A 21,519-nucleotide genomic window follows, 5' to 3' on the forward strand; every position below is an offset into this window, starting at 1 on the left:
CCATTCTTACCAGCGCCGCTCGAACCTGCGCCGCAGCATGACAGCGATGGCATTCATGGTGATCAGGAACACCAGCAGGATAATGATACCACCCCAAGCCCGTTCATAGAATGCCGGGTCGGCGCGTTTGGCCCATTCGTAGATCTGCGCAGGCATGGCCGAGTTCGGGTCCATCAACCCCGACGCGATCCCGTCAGGCGGGTTTGACGCGATAAAGCCGACCATACCGATCAACAGCAACGGCGCGGTTTCACCCAAGGCCTGTGCCAGACCGATGATTGTGCCCGTCAGAATACCCGGCGCGGCCAAGGGCAGCACGTGGTGGAACACCGACTGCATCTTGGACGCCCCAACCCCCAACGCCGCATCACGGATGCTGGGCGGCACAGATTTGAGCGAGGCTCGGGTCGAGATGATAATCGTTGGCAAGGTCATCAGCGTCAGCACCAAACCACCCACCAGCGGGGCCGAGTTTGGCAAATGCATGTAGTTGATGAAGACGGCCAGACCCAAGATACCGAACACGATAGACGGCACAGCGGCTAGGTTCGAGATGTTGACCTCGATCACGTCGGTGATCCAGTTCTTGGGGGCGAATTCCTCAAGGTAGATCGACGCGGCGACCCCAATGGGCAGCGCCAGCGCCAGCACCACCAGCATCATGAAAAGCGATCCGATCATCGACACGCCCATACCGGCGGCTTCTGGTCGGGCATCGGACGCGTCCGCACCTGTGATGAACGCAAGGTTAAAGCGCTTTTCGAGCGATCCATCGGCAATCAGCGCATCGACCAGATCAAGCTGTTCAGCGCTGATGTTTTTGTCGTTGGCGATGCTGGCGCGGGTTACGCGGCCTTTGAGATAACCATCCACACGGCTGTTGGTCAGGAACCTAAACTCAACCGACGTGCCGATCAGATCCGTGTTCGCCAGCACAAAGTTACGCAATTGCGCGGCGGCGTCTTTGGATAGGATAGCGGCCATTGCTTTGGGCTTCAGATCGGTGGTCACACCGCTGTCTGCGACCTTCTTCTCAAGTGCGGCGGCCATCAGCGGGGCGTATCCAAAGGTTGATACCTTTTTGATATCGGCCAGATCGCGGTTGCCCTTTTTGTCCAGCTTTGCCTCAAGCAATTGGACATCCAGCGTCAGGAAGGTCTGTTGAAACGCGCCCGCGCCACGGCCAATGATCGTGACCAGCAAGATCACCAGCATCAGCAGGCCCACCGTAATCGCCGCGATGCCGTAAGCCTTGAACCGGGTTTCGGCGCGGTTGCGTTTGGTGGTACGCGCATCCTGGCGCAGCAGTGAATTTGGCGGCGTGGTCGAATTTGACATGTCGGTCATTCGTACTGCTCCCGGTATTTGCGCACGATATAAAGCGCCAGCACATTCAGCCCCAGCGTCAGCACGAACAGTGTCAGGCCAAGGGCAAAGGCAACAAGGGTTTCAGGGCTGGCAAAGTCGGTATCGCCGGTCAACTGGCTGACAATGCGGGTGGTAATGGTCGTCATCGCCTCGAGCGGGTTTGGCGATACGCGGGCAATGGCCCCTGCCCCCAACACCACGATCATGGTTTCGCCAATCGCGCGGCTGGCCGCCAACAAGATCGCGCCCACAATGCCCGGCAGCGCCGCTGGCAGCACGACCTGACGGATGGTTTCGGAATGGGTCGCACCCAGCCCGAATGACCCGTCGCGCAGCGATTGAGGGACGGCGTTAATGATATCGTCGCTGAGGGAGGATACGAACGGGATCAGCATGATGCCCATCACCAAACCGGCAGTCAGCACCGATGTGGCGCCGCTCATCCAATCCAGCCCCAGGTAGCCATCCTCGCCACGGCCAAACAGTTTGACCAGAAACGGCCCCACCGTCAGCAGCGCGAAAAGACCGTAAACAATGGTTGGAATACCGGCGAGGATCTCAAGCAGCGGTTTGGCGAAGGCGCGTACGTTGCTGTTGGCGTATTCCGACAGATAGATCGCCGCGAACAACCCGATGGGCACAGCCACCAACAGCGCAATGATCGAGATATAGAGCGTGCCCCATAGCAGCGGCAGGATCGACAGATCGCTGTCACCGCGGAAATTCGGTGCCCATTTCGAGCCGAGGAAGAAATCCTGCCACGGGTGCAGTTTAAAGAAGTTGATCGATTCAAACAGCATCGAGAACACGATGCCCACCGTCGTGAGGATCGCCAAGGACGCCGCAAGGATCAGTAGGCTGAGGACAAAGCGTTCGACCATATTGCGCGCGCGGAATGTTGTTGTTGTCGCCCACAGCGCGATCAGCAGGCCCGCCACGGCGATTACTATCACAGCCGCAATCATCAGCCATTGTCCGGTCGATTGCATACCGCGATAGCGCTGCGCGGCGGCCAGAACCTCCGGCCCCACGTCGGACCCCAAGGCGACCCCTGTATCGGCCAGCACCGCGCGTACATCGTCGGCAGCGGTCAGGTTCTTAGCTGCATCGGCGGTAAGTGCGCCGGTCTGCACGGCCCCGTCCAGCCCGTCGGCCACACGGCGCACGTCGCTCATCACCAGATTAACGGAGGATCCTTCGGAAATAGCGCTTGGCGGGATAAGGTCGATCACCGCGGTCTGCACCAGCATCGGTTGGATCAAAAGCCAGATCGCCAGCACAAACAACGCCGGGATCGCCGTCAGCATTGCGGCGTTATAACCATAGTAGTTGGGCAAGGAGTGCAGCTTGCGGGCATCGCCCCCTGCCGATGACATCGCGCGGCTGCGCGCGGAAACAAAGGCAAATACCGCCAGTAACAGGATCACAAGAACAAGCAGCGTGGTCGGTGCCATATTAAGAAGATTGCTCACGGATGGCCCCCAGTCGTGCCCTTGTGAAATGGGCGGTCGTTTTCAAATTTCAGCAGTCAGTAGCAGAAAACCCGGAGAGGCAGCAACGCCTCTCCGGGTGATCTTTAAGAGCTTAGGAGCCGCCGCCCATTACAGTTTCGTCTGCAACGGTGCTTTGAACTGTTGCCAGTTCGGGGTCGGAGACCAGACCGTATTCAGCCAAAGGACCATCGGGGCCCGCGATTTCGTCCGCCACGAAGAACTCAGCATATTCTTTCAAGCCGGGGATCACGCCGATGTGGGCCTTTTTGACGTAAAAGAACAGCGGGCGGGATACAGGGTATTCACCGGTCGAGATGCTCTCAACCGACGGAACGACACCGCTCATTGTGGCAACGCTCAGCTTGTCTGTGTTGTTCTCATAGAACGCCAAACCGAACACGCCGATGCCGTCTTTGTTGCTTTCGATACGGGCCAAGGTTTCGGTGTAGTCGCCATCGATATCGACCGATTTGCCATCTGTGCGGATCGCGATACAGGCTTTCTCGGCGGCTTTCTTGTCGTCGCCGTTGGCTGCTTTGAACACGTCAAAGTCGCCCGTGGCTTCACAACCGGCCAGGATCACCTTGTCCTCAAACACTTCGCGTGTGCCGTGCTTGGTGCCGGGGATATAGGCTTGGATCGGCTGGTCAGGGAAGCTCGCGTTGACTTCGTTCCAGTTTTTGTTGGGGTTTGGAACGATTTCGCCATCAACGACGATGGTTTCGCTCAGCGCTTTGTACCAGTCTTCGGGGGTGAATTCGAATGTGTTGCCGTTGATGTCGGATGCAAACACGATGCCGTCATAGCCGATGCGCACTTCGATAATGTCTGTCACACCGTTTTCGGCGCAGGCTTTGATCTCTTTGTCTTTGATCTGGCGCGATGCGTTTGCAACGTCGATTGTGTTCTCGCCAACGCCTTCACAAAACCGCTTGAGACCCGCAGAGGACCCGCCGGATTCAACAACAGGTGTTGGGAAGTCAAAGTTTTCACCAAAGGCTTCGGCAACGATCGATGCGTATGGCAGCACGGTGGAGGAACCAGCAACCTGAACCTGATCGCGGGCAACAGCAGCAGTTGCACAAACAGCGGAAATGGCCAGGGCGGACGTAGTGATTTTAACGAGCGACATGATGTCTCCTGTCAGCTTTGAATTTTTGACCACCCCCATGGTGGTCTTATCGCAGCACTAGGGTTTCTACATTTGGCTTTTGTGACAGTAGTGTTACAGTTTTATGACAACGCAAGAAACTGTCATGTTTTTTTTCGCCTGCCCTTAGTCTTGGGCGGTATCCAAGGGCAAAATCACCGTAAAACGGCTGCCTTTTCCAAGTTCGCTGTCGATTTTCAACCGCCCGCGGTGGCGGCTTAATATATGTTTTACAATCGCCAGACCCAGCCCCGTCCCGCCAAGCGCACGGCTGCGGTGGCTGTCGGCGCGGTAGAACCTTTCGGTCAGGCGGGGGATATGTAGCGGATCAATGCCGGGGCCGTGGTCAATGACCGTGACCCGAACCGCAGGGCCGCGCAAGGCGGGGTCACGCAAGGTGGTTTCAACGTCAATCTCGACAGTTTTGCCTTTGCCGCCGTATTTGATCGCGTTTTCAATAAGGTTGGTAAACACCTGCAACAACTGATCTGAATCGCCAATCATCGGCAGATCAACATCGGCCATATGCGGCAGCAAGGTTACATCGGCTTCGACCGCGAGGGGGTTTAGGTTGCGCAAGGTCGACTGCACCACATAACGCAGATCAACCTTTTGCGTCGGGCGCAGCCGTTCTTCGGATTCCACGCGGCTGAGCGACAGCAGATCGCCCACCAGACGGTTCATACGCTCGGCCTCTTGGGTCATAATGCCCAAAAACCGGTCGCGGGCGGGGGCATCATCGCGGGCCGGGCCGCGCAGGGTTTCGATGAACCCCATCAAGGCGGTCAGCGGCGTGCGCAACTCGTGGCTGACATTGGCCACAAAATCGCGGCGCATCTGGCTGGCCTTGGTCAGTTGGGTAATGTCCTGAAAGCTAAGCAACACATAATCAGAGCCCTTTACCTTGCTGACATAGACCTGAAACCGGGTGTCATTGCCCCCGTCACTGGACAGGTAATGCGCCTCGCGGGGTTTGCCGTCGCGCTGGCATTGCTCAACCGCGTCCACCACCGTGGGCTGGCGCAGCACATTGATATAATGGCGGTCCAATGCGGCGGCCCCCACAAGGGTCTGCGCCGCGGTGTTCATGGCAACGATCCGTTCCGCGCGATCAACTGCAAGCGTCGGCAAAGGCAATGCCGCCAGCAGATCGGGTAAAAGCGGCCGGATCACCATCCGCTAGACAGGTTTAAGGTCGCGACGGAACCGGCGCGCGTTTTCTTGGTAGTGCTTGGCGCTTGCGGTAAGCCGCGCGATTGCCGCCTCGTCTAGCTCGCGGACGACTTTGCCCGGCGCGCCCATCACCAGTGATCCGTCGGGGATCACCTTGTTTTCCGTAATCAACGCCCCTGCCCCGATCAGGCAATTTTTGCCGATCTTGGCCCCGTTCAGGATTGTCGCCCCCATGCCCACCAGTGAATTATCCCCGATGGTACAGCCATGCAGCATGACCTTGTGGCCGATGGTACAGTTTTCGCCGATGGTCAGCGGGCAACCGGGATCGGTGTGAAACACGCAGTTTTCCTGCACATTGCTGCCTGTGCCGACAGTGATCGGTTCGTTATCGCCGCGCAGGGTGCAGCCGAACCAGACCGACGATCCGGCCATAAGCGCGACATTGCCAATTACATTGGCATCCGGTGCCACCCACGCATCTGCATCAACGGTCGGGGCCGTATCGGCCAAGGCATATAGGGTCATTCTGTTTCCTCAAATTCGGCTTGCAGGGTGCGGACATGATCCACCAGCTTGGGCTGCTGGGAAAGCCGCAACCGCTCTGCCACGATGATCGCCTTCAGCTTGGCTTCGGTCTCGGCCAGATTGTCGTTGATCAAAACATAGTGGTAGCCATCCCAATGGCTGATCTCGTCCCAGCTTTTTTCCATGCGCAAGGCAATGGTTTCGGCGGTGTCCTGACCGCGTGTTTCCAGCCTGCGGCGCAGTTCGCGGATGGTCGGCGGGAGGATAAAGATCGACAGAACATGCTGCTTGAGCGCCGAGGTGCTGATCTGTTGCGCGCCTTGCCAATCGACATCGAACAACACGTCGCGGCCTTCGTCGATGGAGGCTTGCACCGGCTCTTTGGGCGATCCGTAGTAATTGCCAAAGACCCGCGCATGTTCCAGCATCTCGCCGGATTTCACCATATGGCGAAACTTGTCTTCGTCGGTAAAGAAATAGTCTTTTCCGTCGACCTCGCCCACGCGGGGGGTGCGGGTGGTGGCCGACACGGAAAATTGCAGCGACGGGTCCCAATCGCGCAGCTTACGCGCAAGGGTGGATTTACCGGCCCCCGAAGGTGAGCTGAGGATAATCAAAAGGCCGCGACGATCGCTCATGTCTGTCTCCACAATCTTAGTTGGACGGACAAAGAAAGCATGAACTGGCTGCTGTCAACAAGCATGGGGCAGATTCCAGCGTGTTATAGCCCGGTTTTAATCACCGATCCCGACGCCAATAGGTGGCACTGATCTGCGTGGTTTTATCCAGGCCCAGACCCTTTTTGAAATGCGCGCGCAGTGATTGGGCATTGCCAAACTCACCCGCGAAAAATGCGTATCCGGTTTCGTCCTTGACCGTCAGGCGTTCAGCCATTTCCACGACCTTTCCCTCGAACGCGTCCGGTGACAGGGTGTGAACGGTCAGCCCGCTTTCCGGCAGATAGCTGCGAGGATCGACAGAGGGTGGCAGCGCCACGACCACATCACCCACAGCATCCTGCGGCAGCCGTGACAGCAATTGCGCAACCGCTGGCAGTCCGGTGCCATCCGCCGCAAGGAAATAGGATTTCGCCTCGGGCAGGTTTTTCATACCTGCGGGGCCCATCGCCCCGACCAATTGCCCTTGGCTCGCGTTTTGCGCCCATTGCGACACGATGCCGGTGCCATGGCGCACAATATCGATATCGACCTCTTCCAGATCAGCGCGGATGTTTTTCAAGGTGACATAGCGGGCGTGCAATTCGTCTGCGCCCACGGGCCAAACCGGCGCGCCGTTTTCCCCCATCACCGGCCAGACCGGTACGCGCGACGGATCACGGGGCAGGATCATGCGCAGATGAATTCCACGGGTCTGGAGCGTTTCGATATCAGGGTAATGCAGCGTCACCCGCTGCATCCCGTCAAACACCTGCTCGCTTTTGCGCACGGTAAGCACGCGAAAATTCTCGGGCGGCGTGCCGATAGCTGCCTGTTCGTTATTCCAGCGGATGCTTGCAGCAGCAGCGGTATCAAATTCCTCAACGTGGTGAACAATCCCCTCTTTGCTAAAGCTCATCGCGTTCTCATCCGGGGCCTCTAGCCGGATACGCAGGCCACGATCCTGCGCGTGCAGCTCGATCCGGTAGCCGTCGTTTTCAAAGCTATGGGCACCATCATCGGCCACGTTAAAGGCCATACCGTGATCATCGCGCATATGCGCCACGAACTGTCCCAGCAATGCCTGTGGCGTGGCAAGAGAAATGGTGGTTTCTGCGGTGGCTTTTTGCATAACGGGCCTATGGGGTGCTGCGAAAATAAAGGGCTGGATTTAGATAGTGTAAGGGCGGCGTTAGGGGTCAGCGGCTTTGCACCAAAATGTGTGCTGGCCCGTGGCCCTAGCGCCCCTTGATCTTGATCGTGTATTGACGCCTCGCGCCCGCTGGCGGTTTGGGGAATGGCGCGGCTTTGCGGATCAGCGTCAGCGCCGCCTGATCCAGCGCAGCCGACCCCGAACTGCGGGCAACAGAAACACCGCCCAAACCGCCGCTCGCCGAGATCGTAAAGGCAATCACGGCCTCACCTTTGGATTTCACCCGCGGTTTACCCACCCGCGAGATCCGGCGCATCACTTGGCCGGGATAGTTGCTGACCGCAGCATTGCCCGCCTGAGAGGCGGCCTTTTGTGTCTGGCCAGTGGTGGTCGCCTTGGCGTCCTTGTTTTGCCCCGCATCCGCGCCTTTGGTGTTGTTACGTTTGGCGTTGCCGCGCGTCTCGACTTTTTTGACGGGTTTCTTTTTGGGCTTTTTCTTGACGACCTCTGGTGTTTTTTCCTTGGGCCGTTGGGATTGCAGCGGTGCCTGAGTCTCGGGCGGTTCGGCAGTAATCGTCTCAGGCTTAGGGGCCTCTGCCGTGACCGGCGCGGTGGGGGCAGCCGGCAATGGGGTCAACGCCGCCATCATGGTTGGGGTCGGCGTCATCTGCTGCGTCAGTTCGGGCATCGGCGTTGGGACAGGCTCAACAACGGGTTCGGGCTGCACCGCTTGTGCTTTTACGGGCTCAACGGGTTCAGGCTCGACGGGCGGCTCTTCCGCTCTGTCCGGGGTCTTGGCCGTCAAAGTGCCAACGGCCATGTCCTCGAACTTTGAGCCCATTCTAGCCTCGGCCTGAATACCGCCGCCAGCCATTTCAATCTGCGAACTGGGCAGGCTTAGCTTTGCCGCGCCCGCAACGATACCGGTGGCGAGAACCAGCGACACAGCTTTGGCGATTGGGGACCGAAATATCATTTCAAAGCCCTTTCCGTGACAAGCATGACGCGCTGTGCGCCAGCGGTGCGCAGCTCTCGTGTCAGGTTGACCAATGCTGCTGCGGGCAACGCGCGATCGGGTACCAGCCGCACGGTTTCACGGTCTTCCTCGGACAGGCTGGCCACGAACGTCGCCGCATCGGCCTGATCAATCCCTTCGAATGCAATGCGCCCGTCGGGATAAACCACCAGCGCATTTGGCGGGGCTTGGCCTTCTAGTTCGCGCGTCTCGACCAGTGTGAGCGACGGATCAAGCGGCTGCGCCAAGGTGCCCGCGACCATAAAGAACACCAACATCAGAAAAACGATGTTGATCAATGCGATGGTCGGTTCGCGTTGGGGTTTGGCCTTTGCAAATTTGCGCATCTGTCAGCCCCCCAGAACCGAAACCTGCAAGGCAGGCAAACCGCGCAGCGCCACCAGCAAATCCGTCAGCCGTTGCGCATCCACATCCGCCCCAAGCGAGACCAGCAAAACGGTGCCTTCCTTGGCCTCTCCCAAAGCAGAAGACGCCAATGCATCAAGCCCCAGATCATCGCCGTTCAGCCGCAAGGTTTCGGTACCAAGCTGCAAGAACAACGGCTTGGCATCACTGGGGGCAGCCGTTCCCGGCCCCGCCGCCGCCAGTTCGACCTCGGAGAATTTGGAGAAGGTAGAGGTGAGCATAAAGAACAAAAGCAGCAAGAAAATAACGTCGATCAGCGACGTCATCGACAACCTGCGTCTGCGGGTGCGTGGCCTAGCCATGGGCGGCAACTGCCCCTTCATATGCACCTGCCTGAAGCGGGGGTTGCCCGGCGGTGGGGTGCAGAACCGTTAGAATAGCCTTGTCAGCGATGACGCGCTCGGCCTCCATCCGCTGTTCAAGCCAGCTGAGGATCACGGCGGTGGGCATGGCGACAACCAGCCCAACGGCGGTGGTCAAAAGTGCCACCCAGATACCACCGGCCAGAATTGACGGGTCAACCTGCGATCCGGCGGCCTGCAAGGCTTGGAACGCCTCGATCATCCCCAGAACCGTACCGAACAGACCCAAGAGCGGGGCCAGCTGCGCCACAGAATCCAGCAGACGGAAACCGGTTTCCAGCTTGGCAAACTGCGCCTCGGCCTCGGCCTGCAAGCGTTCGGCCCCACCTTGGGGCGACGACATCGCCAGATCGACCACAGGCACCAGATAGCTTTTGGACCGGCCCAAGGCCGCGCGTGCGGCAGCGCGATCGCCCTGATCCCACGCAGCAACCGCTTGGGACAACGCGGTGTGCCGCCCCACGGCAGAACGCCAGAATTGCCATACTTTATAGATAGATACCGCAAGCGTTAGCACCGCCACAGCCATCAGAACGACCACAACCGGGCCACCGGTTTCGGCGACCTGCGAAAATGAATCGAGAAGTGAGTTCAGGATGTCCATCAGCCCAACACCTCGATGTCTGTCCGCGAGGATGGCAGCAGGCCGGTCTCACACACGCCAGCTGGCACGCCGTCGCCTTCGCAAGTGTTGGCCCCGTTAAACAGGACCCGGCCCAGATTATCGCAGCTGGTTTGCGGCACAGCGAATTGGCGCACACGTGGGCGTGCGGGCGGCAATGTGCCAAAATCGAATAGCGTCAAACGGCTGACCTGACCGGCCTTGTCAAACAGCGCGACTTCGTAAACGACTTTCTCGATCGGCGTTTGCAGGCCGTTGGTGATCATGAACGACAGCGTGCAGGCGTCGGCGCTGGTCTCGGCTGCGTTCAGCTCAACCGCGATATGGCCTGTTATGTCCGCGTCTTGGGCGCATGCGATCTGCGCCGACAATACAAGCGGTGCCGCCAAAAAGGCGAAACGGAAACGGGGCATGGAAACTCCTGACCGGATGATAGTTATTGTGCTGGCTAAGACGGCGCGCGCCTTTGGCTGGTCGTCGGTTTTAGGAAATAGGTGGTTCCACCAAACCGCGTGATTCCTCGCTTGCTACCAAACAAACGGTGCCGCGACAATCCCGACTTTTATACTCAACTACTGAGTGTGAGCGCAAAAATGCCCATTTACTCGGGCGTTAGCACAGCTGAAAACCGCCTGCATCCCCGCACCATGGCACGGTCTATTCGACGTTTTGTACCTGCTCGCGCATTTGGTCGATGACGGCTTTCAACGCCAGCCCGACGCGGGTCAGCTCGGTGTTCTGCGCCTTTGAGCAAAGTGTATTTGCCTCGCGGTTGAATTCTTGCATCAGGAAATCAAGCTTGCGCCCGACAGCACCGCCCTGCCCCAGCAAGTCGCGCGCAGCGCTGACATGGGCATACAGGCGGTCTATTTCCTCGGTCACGTCTGCCTTGACCGCGATCAACGCCAGTTCTTGCGCAAGGCGGCCCGCCTCCACGCCCTCGGTATTATCGAGCACCCGCGCCAGATTGCGCTGCAAGGTTTGCGCCATCTCGGCTTTGCGTTGCTCGGCCAAAGACGCGGCTTGGCCGGTCAGGGCTTCCACCTCGGCCAGTTGCGTCTGCAGCACCTGCTCAAGTGCGGCCCCTTCGCGGGCACGCATGGCGTTGAAATCAGCCAGCACCGTTGCAAATTCCGCCAGCAGCGTTTTGGCCAGCGTTTCCACATCATCAACGGTTGTCGCCTGTTCCAACACGCCGCGCATGGTCACGATATCGCTTGCCTTGGACGGGGCCAGTGACACGCCCGCATCCATTGCGCGCGCCTCGATCTGTTGCAGCGCCTCCAGCACCGTCTCAAGCTGGGCCGCATTCACCGTCAGCCCACCGGTATTTTCGTCGCGGGCGATCCGCAGGTTGCACGACACATTGCCCCGCGCGATGTCCGCGCCAAGCTGTTTGCGCAACCCGGCCTCTAGCCCGTCAACCCAATCAGGAACGCGCAGGCGCAGGTCCAACCCCTTGCCGTTAACCGACCGCAACTCCCACCCCCAGCTGTGCGGGGCCAATGCGCCATTGGCTGAGGCGAAACCGGTCATTGAACGTATCATAGGGGATCCTGTCGGCTAAGAGGTCTGGCCCGCTTTAAAAGCCAAACCGCGATTTTGGGCAAGCCCCAAGGCCAACAGCCCACGCCCGCTTGTCCTAACGAGAAGTTAACCACTTCATGAGATTTGTATGCAAATTTGCGATGAAATCGCTATAACAGGAGAAAGACGGCATCACTGTGCCATTCTCAAACACGCGCCACGGCGCACAACTTCTGACTGCCGAGCAGATCGGAAATACAGCCGAGACGAGCCAAAACTATGTATGAAGCCCCAAAAGACGGCGAAAATGTCGTTAACCTGACCAATTTCCACACAAGCCACAGCTTTTCCGCCGTGGCCCAAGTCGAAGCATATTGGGAAGGTTTGCGCCAAGACAAGCTGCTGCCAAAGCGGTCGGACATCGACCCGCGCGGGATCGAGGCTGCGCTGGAATATGCCTTTATCCTTGAACGTGTCGCCCCCGGCGTGGCGCGGATGCGCATCGCGGGCAGCCATCTAAGCGATCTGATGGGGATGGAAGTGCGCGGCATGCCAATCACTGCGTTTCTATCGACAGACTCCCGGCGCAGGTTCAGTGATACGCTTGAAGAACTGTTTGCGACCCCCGCCGTTGGCACCCTTGCCCTGCGCAACGAGACAGGTGCCGTCGAAGGGCGGATGATATTGCTGCCCCTGAAAAGCGACATGGGCGATGTTACCCGCATGTTGGGCTGTTTCGTGACCAAAGGCGATATCGGGGCCGATCCGGGCCGGTTTAACATCGAGGATATCAAGATCCGGACCATTTCAGTGGCGCAAACCGCATTTCAGCCCGCACCGCAGGCACCAACAGCTGACGCCCCCCAAGCACCGCGCCCCACGCTACAGCGCACAGCCACGGGCGCGCGCACCGTTCCCTATCTGCGGTTGGTCAAGTCCGACAGCTGACCCCACACAGACGGGAAACGGATCATCCAACCGACGACATAAAAAAGGCCGCGCATCATAATGATACGCGGCCTTTTCTGTTTGCAATTTTACGTCTTAGCTGGCGACTTTGGCCTGATGGGCTGTGCGACGTGCCGACAGTTCTTCGGCCACAAGGAACGCAAGCTCCAGCGATTGGCTGGCGTTCAGACGTGGATCGCAGGCCGTGTGGTAACGGTCTGACAGGTCTTCGTCCTGCACGGCACGAACACCACCGGTACATTCGGTCACGTCCTGGCCGGTCATCTCGAAATGTACGCCGCCGGGAATGGTCCCTTCGGCTGCATGTACCGCAAAGAATTCACGTACTTCGCGCAGGACGGAATCAAAGGGCCGCGTTTTATAGCCGCTGGATGATTTGATCGTGTTGCCATGCATCGCGTCACAGGTCCAAACCACGTTTGCGCCCTCTTCTTGCACGGTTTTGATCAGACGCGGCAGGTGTTCGCCCACATTACCCGCACCGAACCGCGCAATCAGGGTCAAGCGCCCCTCCTCGTTTTGCGGGTTCAGCTTTTTCATCAGCAGTTTCAGGTCGTCGCTGGTCATGGACGGGCCGCATTTCAACCCGATGGGGTTTTGTACGCCACGCGCAAATTCCACATGGGCACCGTCAGGCTGACGTGTACGGTCACCGATCCAGATCATGTGGCCAGACCCTGCCAACCATTTACCGGTTTGGCTGTCCTGACGGCACAGCGCCTCTTCATACTCAAGCAAAAGCGATTCGTGGCTTGTATAATATTCCACCGATTGCAGGGTATGAGCCGTCTCGGCCGTAACGCCAGCCGCCGCCATGAAATCCAACGTGTCGGAAATACGATTGGCAATCTCGCGGTATTTTTCGGCCTTTTCGCTTTCGGTAAAGCCCAAGGTCCAACCGTGCACCTGATGCACGTCAGCGTAACCGCCCGTCGAAAAGGCGCGGATCAGGTTCAGCGTTGCAGCCGCCTGCGTATAGGCGCGCAGCATCTTTTGCGGATCAGGAATGCGGGCTTCCGGGGTGAAGTCCAACCCGTTGATGATATCGCCGCGGTAGCTGGGCAGCTCGACACCATCGACCACCTCGGTCGGGGCTGAACGCGGCTTGGCGAACTGGCCTGCCATACGGCCTACCTTGATCACAGGCACCTTGGCACCGTGGGTCAGCACGATGGCCATTTGCAGCATTACCTTGAATGTATCGCGGATCATGTCGCTGCTGAATTGCTCAAAGCTTTCGGCGCAATCGCCGCCCTGAAGCAAGAACGCCTCGCCACGGCCAGCGGCGGCCAGATGCTTTTTCAACCGGCGCGCTTCGCCTGCAAAAACCAACAATGGATACCGGGACAATTCGGCCTCGACCGCCTGCAACGCAGCTTGGTCTGGATAGTCGGGCATCTGGATCCGCGGTTTGTCGCGCCAGCTTGATTTTGTCCAATCGGTCATCTTCTCTCTCCGAAGTAGGCATAGCGCCGGATGTCCTGCGCTAACGGTTGAGCCAATGGTATACAAAAGCCAGCGCCCAGTGACCAGAACCGAATTCCACCTATTGACCTTTGCCCCCCCGCGCGGGCAAGGTTTTCGGCAGGTTTTACGGGAGCGAAGCCTGGTCAACGATAATTTCTACAGTACTGAAAGAGCAGCGATGTCAGACACGCAATCGGCCATCCGCATTCCGGTTAACGAGGACAAGCCAAAGCTGTTTGTTTTTGTTTTGCTCGAGAATTTCACCATGCTGAGCTTTGCCTCGGCTGTTGAATGTTTGCGCATTGCCAACCGCATGGCGGGCCGCGACCTGTATGACTGGCGTTTGATCGGCGAAGGCGGGACATATGTCAGCTGTTCGGCTGGCGCACAGTTCACCCTTGATGGTGATCTGGACGAATTGCGCCGCGAAGATACGCTGGTGATTTGCAGCGGTATCGACGTTCAGGCCGCCACCACCAAGAAACTATTGGGATGGCTGCGCCGCGAGGCCCGCAAGGGCATGATGGTCGGCGGGCTGTGTACTGCGGCCTTTACGTTGGCAAAAGCCGGATTGCTGGATGGCAAAAAGGCGACAATCCACTGGGAAAACCAAGACAGCTTTACCGAAGAGTTTGAAGACGTGACCCTGACCAAATCGGTCTTTGTGGTGGACGGCAACCGCATGACTACCGCTGGTGGGACATCTTCGATTGACCTGATGCTGAAACTGATCGCCGATGATCAGGGCGAAGAAATGGCCAATTCGGTGGCCGATCAGCTGATTTATTCATCAATTCGCACAGACCAAGACACCCAACGTTTGTCCGTGCCAACCCGTATCGGCGTGCGCCACCCCAAGCTAAGCCAAGTCATCCAGATGATGGAACGCAATATCGAGGAACCGATCAGCCCCTCGACCTTGGCAAAAGATGTGGGCATGTCGACCCGGCAGTTGGAACGTCTGTTCCGCCGCTATCTGAACCGCAGCCCCAAGCGGTACTATATGGAACTGCGCCTGCAAAAGGCGCGCAACCTGCTGATGCAAACGGATATGAGCGTGATCAACGTGGCGCTGGCCTGCGGCTTTGCCTCGCCCTCGCATTTCTCAAAATGCTACCGCGCGCATTATGACACCACGCCCTACCGCGAACGCGGATCACATGCGGCTAGGCTGTCAATCTAGGCGTAGATGGGGCGCATGGCCGTGGTTTGCGCCCATATTCTCCTATATCTGATAGGCTGCGGACCCTTTTGTGAGCGGCTGTCCCAACTTGACCTACCGTGAACACCTGATTGCACTTTTCTTTTTGAAAAACCCCGCATAGGCTCCGCTTAGAACAAAAAAGTTCAACACGGGAGATAACAATGAAAAAGATGCTTATGGCCTCAACGGCCGCGGCACTGCTTGCGACGAACGCATTTGCGGGTTCGCACACAACAGAAGTAAAAATCGGGATCGAATTCGGCTTTACCGGCCCTATTGAATCGCTGACCGGCCCCATGGCCTCTGGCGCTGAAATGGCGATGAAAGAAGTCACCGACAGCGGCAAGCTGCTGGGTGGTGCGACGGTCACCGGTCTGCGTGCAGATTCCGGCTGTATCGACAACGCGCTGGCGGTTGCCGGTGCGGAACGTCTGATTTCCGAAGGCATCAACGGCCTGATCGGCGCGGATTGTTCCGGCGTCACCGGTGCGGTATTGCAAAACGTCGCCATTCCAAACGGCATGGTCATGATTTCGCCCTCCGCCACGTCGCCCGGTCTGTCCACAATGGAAGACAACGGCCTGTTTTTCCGCACCTCCCCATCGGACGCGCGTGAAGGTCAGGTTATGGCAGAAATCCTGCAAGAGCGTGGCGTGAAATCCATCGCCCTGACCTATACCAACAACGACTATGGCAAGGGTCTTGCTGACGCGATCCAAACCTCGTTCGAGGCTGTCGGCGGCGAAGTCACCATCGTTGCAGCCCACGAAGATGGCAAAGCAGATTACTCTGCCGAAGTTGGCGCGTTGGCATCCGCTGGCGGCGACATCCTGGTTGTTGCGGGTTACCTTGACCAAGGTGGTCCTGGCATCATCAACGCAGCCCTTGATACCGGTGCATTCGACACATTCGGTCTGCCAGGCGGCATGATCGGTGACACATTGCCCGGCCGTATCGGCGACGATCTGAACGGTTCTTACGGTCAAATCGCGGGTTCCGAGGGTGAAGGCATCGATGTTTTCACCAAGATGGCAGAAGACGCCGGCTTTAACGGGACATCGCCTTACACACCTGAATCCTATGACGCAGCGGCGCTATTCATGTTGGCGATGCAGGCGGCAGAATCCACGGATCCAGCCGTTTACGGCCCCAAGATCCTTGATGTGGCAAACGCACCGGGCGAAAAAATCTATCCCGGTGAACTGGCCAAAGCGCTTGAGCTGATCGCAGCTGGCACGGATGTCGACTATGTCGGCGCATCCGCGGTCGAATTGATCGGCCCCGGTGAATCTGCGGGTACTTACCGCATGATCGAAGTCAAAGACGGCGTGATCGAAACCATCGGTTTCAAGTAAGCCTTTCTTACAGTGACATTGCAGCAGTCCGGGCAACCGGGCTGCTGTTTTCTAGATATAACCGCGCATTTACGACGCGGACACGGGGATAGCCATATGATCGTCGTTGACGATGTACACAAACACTTCGGTGGCTTTCATGCCGTCGACGGGGCCAGCCTGACCATTGAACAAGGCACAATCACCGGATTGATCGGCCCCAACGGTGCGGGAAAAACCACGCTTTTCAATGTGATCGCGGGCGTTCTTAAACCAACCTCGGGCCGTGTCACCATGGGCGGCGAGGACATCACCGGTCTGCCCCCGCACGAGCTGTTTCACAAAGGGTTGTTGCGCACGTTCCAGATTGCGCATGAATTTTCATCGATGACCTGCCGCGAGAACCTGATGATGGTGCCCGGCGATCAGGCGGGTGAAACGCTGTGGAATACATGGTTTGGCCGCAAACGCATCGCCGATCAGGAACGCGCTCTGCGCGCCAAGGCCGACGAAGTGCTGGAATTTCTGACGGTTGAACATCTGGCCGAACAAAAGGCCGGTCAAATCTCGGGTGGGCAGAAAAAGCTGCTTGAGCTGGGCCGCACCATGATGGTCGACGCCAAGATCGTGTTTCTGGACGAAGTCGGCGCAGGTGTGAACCGCACGCTTCTGAACACCATTGGTGACGCGATCATTCGCCTGAACCAAGAACGCGGCTATACCTTTGTCGTCATCGAACATGACATGGATTTCATCGGCCGCCTTTGTGATCCGGTGATCTGTATGGCCGAAGGCAAAGTGCTGGCCCAAGGCACCCTGCCCGAGATCAAAGCAAACGAGCACGTGATCGAGGCCTATCTGGGCACCGGCCTCAAGAACAAAACCGCATGAAGCACCGCCTTTCACTCATTGCATTCGCCGCCGCCATGGCGTTGCCGCAGGCATCTGCCGCCTGCGCACAATTGTCTGCGGATGTATGGATGTGTGATCGGGGCACCGTGTGGGAAGCGGCGAAATGGGATGTCATCGGCGACGGCTCTGCCCGTTATATCGATAACTATGTCCTGAATTTCACACAGGAATGGCCCGGTCACGAGATCACCGACAACGTCGCCACGCTTGAGGAACAATTCGCAACCTATGACGCCTGGATCGATGCGGATGGCAATGCCCCGCTTGAGGTGTTGCAGATCGACAAGATCGTCACCCCGCGCGGCCTGACCCTGCGCCACCTGCAATATGACCAGATCAACGGTGACCGGACCCTAAGTGCGATTATGCTGTCGCAGGTCGGACCTGCGCGGATCATGCTATACTTGGATACGGCGGACACCACACCGCTTGAGGACATGGAAAAGATGTCTTTTGACGTGGCCATGATGCTGCGCGACACCTGCGAGGACCCGTTGTCTTGCGCTGACACCATTGACCCGCTGCACACCAGCGGCACCGACTGAAAGAGACTGACATGAGCGACCCATATGGTGATCGAGGCAACAAAGACCTGTCGATCGGCAACACCAAAGGCCAAGGCACCGCGCAGCCTGTCAAACAAGGCGGCAAAAGCCATGCTGCCCCCGGTGGGCCATTCCTGATTGGCGAGGCGATGACGGGCGGCTATGGCAAAGGGCCCGATATCCTGCACAGCTGTACCATCGCCGTTGAAAAGGGCGAAATCGCCGTGATTGTTGGCCCCAACGGGGCGGGTAAATCCACCGCGATGAAGGCCGTTTTCGGCATGCTGGACCTGCGCGACGGCCATGTGCGGCTGGACGGCGAAGACATCACCGCCCTGTCGCCCCAAGACCGCGTGGCCAAGGGCATGGGCTTTGTCCCGCAAACCTCGAATATCTTTACGTCGATGACGGTCGAGGAAAACCTTGAAATGGGGGCCTTTATCCGCCGCGACGATTTCCGCGATACCATGGCGCAGGTCTATGACCTGTTTCCGATCCTCAAGGAGAAGCGGCTTCAGGCGGCGGGTGAATTATCGGGCGGCCAGCGCCAGCAAGTCGCCGTCGGCCGGGCGTTGATGACACAGCCCAAGGTGTTGATGCTGGATGAACCCACCGCAGGCGTCAGCCCCATTGTGATGGACGAATTGTTTGACCGTATTATCGAGGTCGCGCGCACCGGCATCCCCATCTTGATGGTGGAACAGAACGCCCGCCAAGCCCTTGAGATCGCTGACAAAGGATATGTTTTGGTGCAAGGTGCCAATGCGTTTACCGGCACGGGCAAAGAGCTGCTAAACGATCCAGAAGTCCGCAAATCATTCTTGGGGGGCTAGGAATGCGCTGGATTATCCCCCTTGTGCTGATGTCGACCCTGCCCGCCGCGGCGCAGGAAAAAGCACCCGACGCGGCGGCGGCAGACAGCACGCCCCAACAAAACCTGAACATTGAAACGGCCCCCTACCGCAAGGACATCTTGCGGAGATGCGAGTTTGTCACCGAATGCGTGGAAAACGAACCCTGCACTGAAACCGAATTTACCCCCGAAATCACGGGCATCGGTGGCGGGCTTAGTGCGGATGATTTGGGCATTCAGGCGCAAATGGTCACGGATGCCGAAACCGTCGAACTGCTTGGGGTTACCTCGGGCAAATCGATGTCGCTGGCGGGGGGTACCTTTGCTGCGCGCCACATGATCACGATCACAGAAAACGGTGCAACACGTTATACCGTGCACTACGCTGACGGGCCTTTCGTCATCAGCTATCTAGGGACATGCAACTGATGGATTTATTGAACGCTTTAGTGGCGCTGGCCAATTATGTGCTGGTCCCCGGCATCGCCTATGGCTCGCAACTCGCACTTGGTGCGCTTGGGGTGACGCTGGTATACGGCATCTTGCGGTTTTCGAACTTTGCCCATGGGGATACCATGGCGCTTGGGGCGATGTCGGCGGTGTTGATCACTTGGGGCTTTCAGTCCCTCGGTCTGCATCTATGGGTGCTGCCCACGGCGCTGCTGGCCCTGCCTTTTGCGATTTTGGTCACCATTGGATTGCTGCTGGGCACCGACCGGGTGGTGTATAAATTCTACCGCGAGAAAAAAGCCAAACCGGTGATTTTTGTGATCGTGTCGCTGGGGGTGACGTTCATCTATAACGGCATCACGCGCTTTATCATCGGGTCGGATGACAAGAATTTCCTAGACGGCGAACGGTTCATCATCTCGGCACGGACCTTTAAAAAGATGACGGGATTGCAAGAAGGTCTGGCGATCAAAACCACCCAAGGGCTGACCGTGATTACCGCCATTATCGTGGTTGCCGTGCTGTTCTGGTTCCTGAACAAAACCCGGTCCGGCAAATCCATGCGCGCCTATTCCGATAACGAAGATCTGGCGCTGCTGTCGGGCATCAACCCCGAACGGGTGGTCATGATCACGTGGATCATCGTGGCATGTTTGGCAACCACAGCTGGCGTTCTGTACGGGTTGGATAAGTCATTCAAACCGTTCACCTATTTCCAGCTGCTGCTGCCGATCTTTGCGTCGGCCATTGTTGGTGGTCTGGGAAATCCGGTGGGGGCCATTGCCGGTGGCTTTGTCATCGCCTTTTCCGAAGTCACCATTACCTATGCGTGGAAAAAAGTGCTGGGCTATATGCTGCCCGACAGCCTTGCCCCCGATAGCTTGGTTCAGCTTTTGTCCACCGACTATAAATTCGCCGTCAGCTTTGTGATCTTGTTGATCGTGTTGCTGTTCAAACCCACAGGTCTGTTCAAGGGGCAATCGGTATGAACGAGACGCTTAGAAATACCGCGCTTTTCGCGATTATTGCGGCCCTTATTGTCTATACCGGCTTTGCACAAAGCTGGAATGCGGCACTGTTGATCATTTCCATGGGGCTGATCTCCAGCATCATGGCCTTGGGCGTGAACCTGCAATGGGGTTTTGCCGGATTGTTTAACGTGGGCATCATGGGCTTTGTCGCTTTAGGTGGCTTGGCTGCGGTTCTGGTCGGCATGCCCGCAACCGAAGGTGCTTGGTCTGCCGGTGGCTGGGGCATTTTGGGTGCCTTGCTGCTGGGGGCTGCTACTGTGGTTGCGGCCGTTCAGGTGATGAAACGCATGGCCAAAGGCTGGTTGCGTACGTTGGTGGTGCTGGCGCTGTTGATCGGCGGGTTCTTCTTGTTCCGCGCGATATTTGACCCCTCTGTCGCGGCGGTTGAAGACATCAACCCTGCCCATACCGGATATCTGGGTGGCCTTGGCCTGCCGGTGATCCTTGCCTGGCCCGTAGGCGGACTATTCGCCGCCGGGGCAGCTTGGGTGATCGGGAAAACCGCGCTTGGACTGCGGTCGGATTATCTGGCCATTGCGACGCTGGGCATTGCCGAGATCATCATTGCCATTCTCAAGAACGAAGACTGGCTGTCGCGTGGCGTGAAAAACGTGATCGGCATCCCGCGTCCTGTTCCCTATGAGATTGATCTGCAAAACGATGTCGGCTTTGTCGAGCGTGCCGCCGGTTTCGGTTTTGACCCCGTTGAGGCGTCCACGTTGTGGGTCAAGTTTCTATACATCGTGCTTTTTGCCGCTGTGCTGCTGTTGCTGCTGTGGATGAGCCAACGCGCGCTGAATTCCCCCTGGGGCCGGATGCTGCGGGCCATTCGTGACAACGAAGTCGCTGCCGAGGCCATGGGCAAGGACGTAACAGCGCGGCACCTGCAGGTATTTATCCTTGGCTCGGCCATCTGCGGGATCGCGGGCGCGATGATGACCACGCTGGACAGCCAGCTGACGCCGGGATCGTATCAGCCGCTGCGCTTTACCTTTTTGATCTGGGTGATGGTGATTGTCGGCGGATCCGGCAACAACTTTGGGGCCGTTCTGGGCGGGTTCCTGATGTGGTATCTGTGGGTGATGGTCGAACCCATGGGCCTGTGGCTGATGAATGTGATCACCTATGGCATGGCGGATGGCTATTGGCTGAAGGATCACCTGATCGAATCCGCCGCCCATATGCGGTTGATGACCATGGGCGCGGTTCTGCTGCTGGTCTTGCGGTTCAGCCCGCGCGGGTTAATCCCGGAAAAGTAGGGTTTCGGCAGTAGCTAAAGAA

Annotated in this window: 23 protein-coding genes; 9 read left to right on the plus strand and 14 right to left on the minus strand. The window is 58.0% G+C overall.

All coding sequences use genetic code 11. The annotated features are described in order from the left end of the window. Positions 1–6: 6 nt before the first annotated feature. The 13 genes from pstA to AADJ11_RS14580 form a co-directional block, all read right to left on the minus strand. Positions 7–1,347, minus strand: a complete 1,341-nt coding sequence (pstA, locus tag AADJ11_RS14520; protein ID WP_341235235.1) for a phosphate ABC transporter permease PstA — start codon at positions 1,345–1,347, stop codon at positions 7–9. Next, positions 1,344–2,822: a phosphate ABC transporter permease subunit PstC gene (gene pstC / locus AADJ11_RS14525; RefSeq protein WP_341235525.1), complete on the minus strand. Its 1,479-nt coding sequence runs from the start codon at positions 2,820–2,822 to the stop codon at positions 1,344–1,346. The genes pstA and pstC overlap by 4 nt, the downstream gene beginning before the upstream one ends. 130 nt (positions 2,823–2,952) lie before the next feature. After that, positions 2,953–3,993 (minus strand): substrate-binding domain-containing protein, encoded by a 1,041-nt coding sequence (locus AADJ11_RS14530; RefSeq protein ID WP_341235236.1) that lies wholly within the window; start codon positions 3,991–3,993, stop codon positions 2,953–2,955. A 144-nt stretch (positions 3,994–4,137) separates the two neighbouring features. Then, entirely contained in the window at positions 4,138–5,187 is a 1,050-nt protein-coding gene (locus AADJ11_RS14535; protein WP_341235237.1) for an ATP-binding protein, read from the minus strand. Positions 5,188–5,190: 3 nt separating this feature from the next. Next, entirely contained in the window at positions 5,191–5,712 is a 522-nt protein-coding gene (locus AADJ11_RS14540; protein WP_341235238.1) for a gamma carbonic anhydrase family protein, read from the minus strand. Next, positions 5,709–6,350, minus strand: a complete 642-nt coding sequence (gene gmk / locus AADJ11_RS14545; protein WP_341235239.1) for a guanylate kinase — start codon at positions 6,348–6,350, stop codon at positions 5,709–5,711. Before gmk ends, AADJ11_RS14540 begins: the two co-directional genes overlap by 4 nt. A 100-nt stretch (positions 6,351–6,450) precedes the next feature. Continuing rightward, on the minus strand, positions 6,451–7,500 hold the full coding sequence (locus AADJ11_RS14550) for a siderophore-interacting protein (RefSeq protein ID WP_341235240.1): 1,050 nt from the start codon (positions 7,498–7,500) through the stop codon (positions 6,451–6,453). Positions 7,501–7,606: 106 nt separating this feature from the next. Beyond that, entirely contained in the window at positions 7,607–8,497 is an 891-nt protein-coding gene (locus tag AADJ11_RS14555) for a TonB family protein (protein WP_341235241.1), read from the minus strand. Next, a complete protein-coding gene (locus tag AADJ11_RS14560; protein ID WP_341235242.1) occupies positions 8,494–8,883 on the minus strand; it encodes a biopolymer transporter ExbD in 390 nt (129 codons plus the stop codon). The genes AADJ11_RS14555 and AADJ11_RS14560 overlap by 4 nt, the downstream gene beginning before the upstream one ends. 3 nt (positions 8,884–8,886) lie before the next feature. Continuing rightward, the gene (locus AADJ11_RS14565) at positions 8,887–9,264 is read right to left on the minus strand and encodes a biopolymer transporter ExbD (protein WP_341235243.1); all 378 of its coding nucleotides are present in this window, start codon (positions 9,262–9,264) and stop codon (positions 8,887–8,889) included. Continuing rightward, on the minus strand, positions 9,257–9,928 hold the full coding sequence (locus AADJ11_RS14570; RefSeq protein WP_341235244.1) for a MotA/TolQ/ExbB proton channel family protein: 672 nt from the start codon (positions 9,926–9,928) through the stop codon (positions 9,257–9,259). The genes AADJ11_RS14565 and AADJ11_RS14570 overlap by 8 nt, the downstream gene beginning before the upstream one ends. Further along, on the minus strand, positions 9,928–10,359 hold the full coding sequence (locus AADJ11_RS14575) for a hypothetical protein (protein ID WP_341235245.1): 432 nt from the start codon (positions 10,357–10,359) through the stop codon (positions 9,928–9,930). Before AADJ11_RS14575 ends, AADJ11_RS14570 begins: the two co-directional genes overlap by 1 nt. Before the next feature lie 244 nt (positions 10,360–10,603). Next, entirely contained in the window at positions 10,604–11,494 is an 891-nt protein-coding gene (locus AADJ11_RS14580; protein WP_341235246.1) for a YicC/YloC family endoribonuclease, read from the minus strand. 258 nt (positions 11,495–11,752) lie between these two features. Between AADJ11_RS14580 and AADJ11_RS14585 the strand changes: the two genes are divergently transcribed. After that, the gene (locus AADJ11_RS14585) at positions 11,753–12,421 is read left to right on the plus strand and encodes a PAS domain-containing protein (protein ID WP_341235247.1); all 669 of its coding nucleotides are present in this window, start codon (positions 11,753–11,755) and stop codon (positions 12,419–12,421) included. A 96-nt stretch (positions 12,422–12,517) separates the two neighbouring features. On the opposite strand, the gene AADJ11_RS14590 is transcribed toward AADJ11_RS14585, so the two are convergent. Beyond that, entirely contained in the window at positions 12,518–13,888 is a 1,371-nt protein-coding gene (locus AADJ11_RS14590) for a 3-deoxy-7-phosphoheptulonate synthase class II (RefSeq protein ID WP_341235248.1), read from the minus strand. 199 nt (positions 13,889–14,087) lie between these two features. On the opposite strand from AADJ11_RS14590, the gene AADJ11_RS14595 reads away from it, so the two are divergent. The 8 genes from AADJ11_RS14595 to AADJ11_RS14630 all read left to right on the plus strand — a co-directional run bounded on the left by AADJ11_RS14595 (position 14,088) and on the right by AADJ11_RS14630 (position 21,497). Next, on the plus strand, positions 14,088–15,092 hold the full coding sequence (locus AADJ11_RS14595; protein WP_341235249.1) for a GlxA family transcriptional regulator: 1,005 nt from the start codon (positions 14,088–14,090) through the stop codon (positions 15,090–15,092). A gap of 182 nt (positions 15,093–15,274) precedes the next feature. After that, on the plus strand, positions 15,275–16,468 hold the full coding sequence (locus tag AADJ11_RS14600) for an ABC transporter substrate-binding protein (protein ID WP_341235250.1): 1,194 nt from the start codon (positions 15,275–15,277) through the stop codon (positions 16,466–16,468). Positions 16,469–16,564: 96 nt separating this feature from the next. Continuing rightward, positions 16,565–17,338 carry an ABC transporter ATP-binding protein gene (locus tag AADJ11_RS14605; protein WP_341235251.1) on the plus strand — a complete coding sequence of 258 codons (774 nt, stop codon included), beginning with the start codon at positions 16,565–16,567 and terminating at the stop codon, positions 17,336–17,338. Continuing rightward, the gene (locus tag AADJ11_RS14610; RefSeq protein WP_341235252.1) at positions 17,335–17,904 is read left to right on the plus strand and encodes a hypothetical protein; all 570 of its coding nucleotides are present in this window, start codon (positions 17,335–17,337) and stop codon (positions 17,902–17,904) included. The genes AADJ11_RS14605 and AADJ11_RS14610 overlap by 4 nt, the downstream gene beginning before the upstream one ends. Positions 17,905–17,915: 11 nt before the next feature. After that, positions 17,916–18,737: an ABC transporter ATP-binding protein gene (locus tag AADJ11_RS14615; protein ID WP_341235253.1), complete on the plus strand. Its 822-nt coding sequence runs from the start codon at positions 17,916–17,918 to the stop codon at positions 18,735–18,737. Between the two features lie 2 nt (positions 18,738–18,739). After that, the gene (locus AADJ11_RS14620; RefSeq protein ID WP_341235254.1) at positions 18,740–19,186 is read left to right on the plus strand and encodes a hypothetical protein; all 447 of its coding nucleotides are present in this window, start codon (positions 18,740–18,742) and stop codon (positions 19,184–19,186) included. Continuing rightward, entirely contained in the window at positions 19,186–20,196 is a 1,011-nt protein-coding gene (locus AADJ11_RS14625) for a branched-chain amino acid ABC transporter permease (RefSeq protein ID WP_341235255.1), read from the plus strand. Before AADJ11_RS14620 ends, AADJ11_RS14625 begins: the two co-directional genes overlap by 1 nt. Continuing rightward, complete coding sequence (locus AADJ11_RS14630) at positions 20,193–21,497, plus strand: branched-chain amino acid ABC transporter permease (RefSeq protein WP_341235256.1); 1,305 nt, start codon at positions 20,193–20,195, stop codon at positions 21,495–21,497. Before AADJ11_RS14625 ends, AADJ11_RS14630 begins: the two co-directional genes overlap by 4 nt. The last annotated feature ends 22 nt before the right edge of the window (positions 21,498–21,519 follow it).

This window comes from uncultured Sulfitobacter sp. (assembly GCF_964021855.1).
Taxonomy (GTDB): Bacteria; Pseudomonadota; Alphaproteobacteria; order Rhodobacterales; family Rhodobacteraceae; genus Sulfitobacter.

Excerpts from the sequence above, each read along its gene's own strand:
- pstA (WP_341235235.1), bottom strand. The coding sequence starts at position 1,347 with ATGACCGACATGTCAAATTCGACCACGCCGCCAAATTCACTGCTGCGC.
- pstC (WP_341235525.1), bottom strand. The coding sequence starts at position 2,822 with ATGGCACCGACCACGCTGCTTGTTCTTGTGATCCTGTTACTGGCGGTA.
- AADJ11_RS14530 (WP_341235236.1), bottom strand. The coding sequence starts at position 3,993 with ATGTCGCTCGTTAAAATCACTACGTCCGCCCTGGCCATTTCCGCTGTT.
- AADJ11_RS14535 (WP_341235237.1), bottom strand. The coding sequence starts at position 5,187 with ATGGTGATCCGGCCGCTTTTACCCGATCTGCTGGCGGCATTGCCTTTG.
- AADJ11_RS14540 (WP_341235238.1), bottom strand. The coding sequence starts at position 5,712 with ATGACCCTATATGCCTTGGCCGATACGGCCCCGACCGTTGATGCAGAT.
- gmk (WP_341235239.1), bottom strand. The coding sequence starts at position 6,350 with ATGAGCGATCGTCGCGGCCTTTTGATTATCCTCAGCTCACCTTCGGGG.
- AADJ11_RS14550 (WP_341235240.1), bottom strand. The coding sequence starts at position 7,500 with ATGCAAAAAGCCACCGCAGAAACCACCATTTCTCTTGCCACGCCACAG.
- AADJ11_RS14555 (WP_341235241.1), bottom strand. The coding sequence starts at position 8,497 with ATGATATTTCGGTCCCCAATCGCCAAAGCTGTGTCGCTGGTTCTCGCC.
- AADJ11_RS14560 (WP_341235242.1), bottom strand. The coding sequence starts at position 8,883 with ATGCGCAAATTTGCAAAGGCCAAACCCCAACGCGAACCGACCATCGCA.
- AADJ11_RS14565 (WP_341235243.1), bottom strand. The coding sequence starts at position 9,264 with ATGGCTAGGCCACGCACCCGCAGACGCAGGTTGTCGATGACGTCGCTG.
- AADJ11_RS14570 (WP_341235244.1), bottom strand. The coding sequence starts at position 9,928 with ATGGACATCCTGAACTCACTTCTCGATTCATTTTCGCAGGTCGCCGAA.
- AADJ11_RS14575 (WP_341235245.1), bottom strand. The coding sequence starts at position 10,359 with ATGCCCCGTTTCCGTTTCGCCTTTTTGGCGGCACCGCTTGTATTGTCG.
- AADJ11_RS14580 (WP_341235246.1), bottom strand. The coding sequence starts at position 11,494 with ATGATACGTTCAATGACCGGTTTCGCCTCAGCCAATGGCGCATTGGCC.
- AADJ11_RS14585 (WP_341235247.1), top strand. The coding sequence starts at position 11,753 with ATGTATGAAGCCCCAAAAGACGGCGAAAATGTCGTTAACCTGACCAAT.
- AADJ11_RS14590 (WP_341235248.1), bottom strand. The coding sequence starts at position 13,888 with ATGACCGATTGGACAAAATCAAGCTGGCGCGACAAACCGCGGATCCAG.
- AADJ11_RS14595 (WP_341235249.1), top strand. The coding sequence starts at position 14,088 with ATGTCAGACACGCAATCGGCCATCCGCATTCCGGTTAACGAGGACAAG.
- AADJ11_RS14600 (WP_341235250.1), top strand. The coding sequence starts at position 15,275 with ATGAAAAAGATGCTTATGGCCTCAACGGCCGCGGCACTGCTTGCGACG.
- AADJ11_RS14605 (WP_341235251.1), top strand. The coding sequence starts at position 16,565 with ATGATCGTCGTTGACGATGTACACAAACACTTCGGTGGCTTTCATGCC.
- AADJ11_RS14610 (WP_341235252.1), top strand. The coding sequence starts at position 17,335 with ATGAAGCACCGCCTTTCACTCATTGCATTCGCCGCCGCCATGGCGTTG.
- AADJ11_RS14615 (WP_341235253.1), top strand. The coding sequence starts at position 17,916 with ATGAGCGACCCATATGGTGATCGAGGCAACAAAGACCTGTCGATCGGC.
- AADJ11_RS14620 (WP_341235254.1), top strand. The coding sequence starts at position 18,740 with ATGCGCTGGATTATCCCCCTTGTGCTGATGTCGACCCTGCCCGCCGCG.
- AADJ11_RS14625 (WP_341235255.1), top strand. The coding sequence starts at position 19,186 with ATGGATTTATTGAACGCTTTAGTGGCGCTGGCCAATTATGTGCTGGTC.
- AADJ11_RS14630 (WP_341235256.1), top strand. The coding sequence starts at position 20,193 with ATGAACGAGACGCTTAGAAATACCGCGCTTTTCGCGATTATTGCGGCC.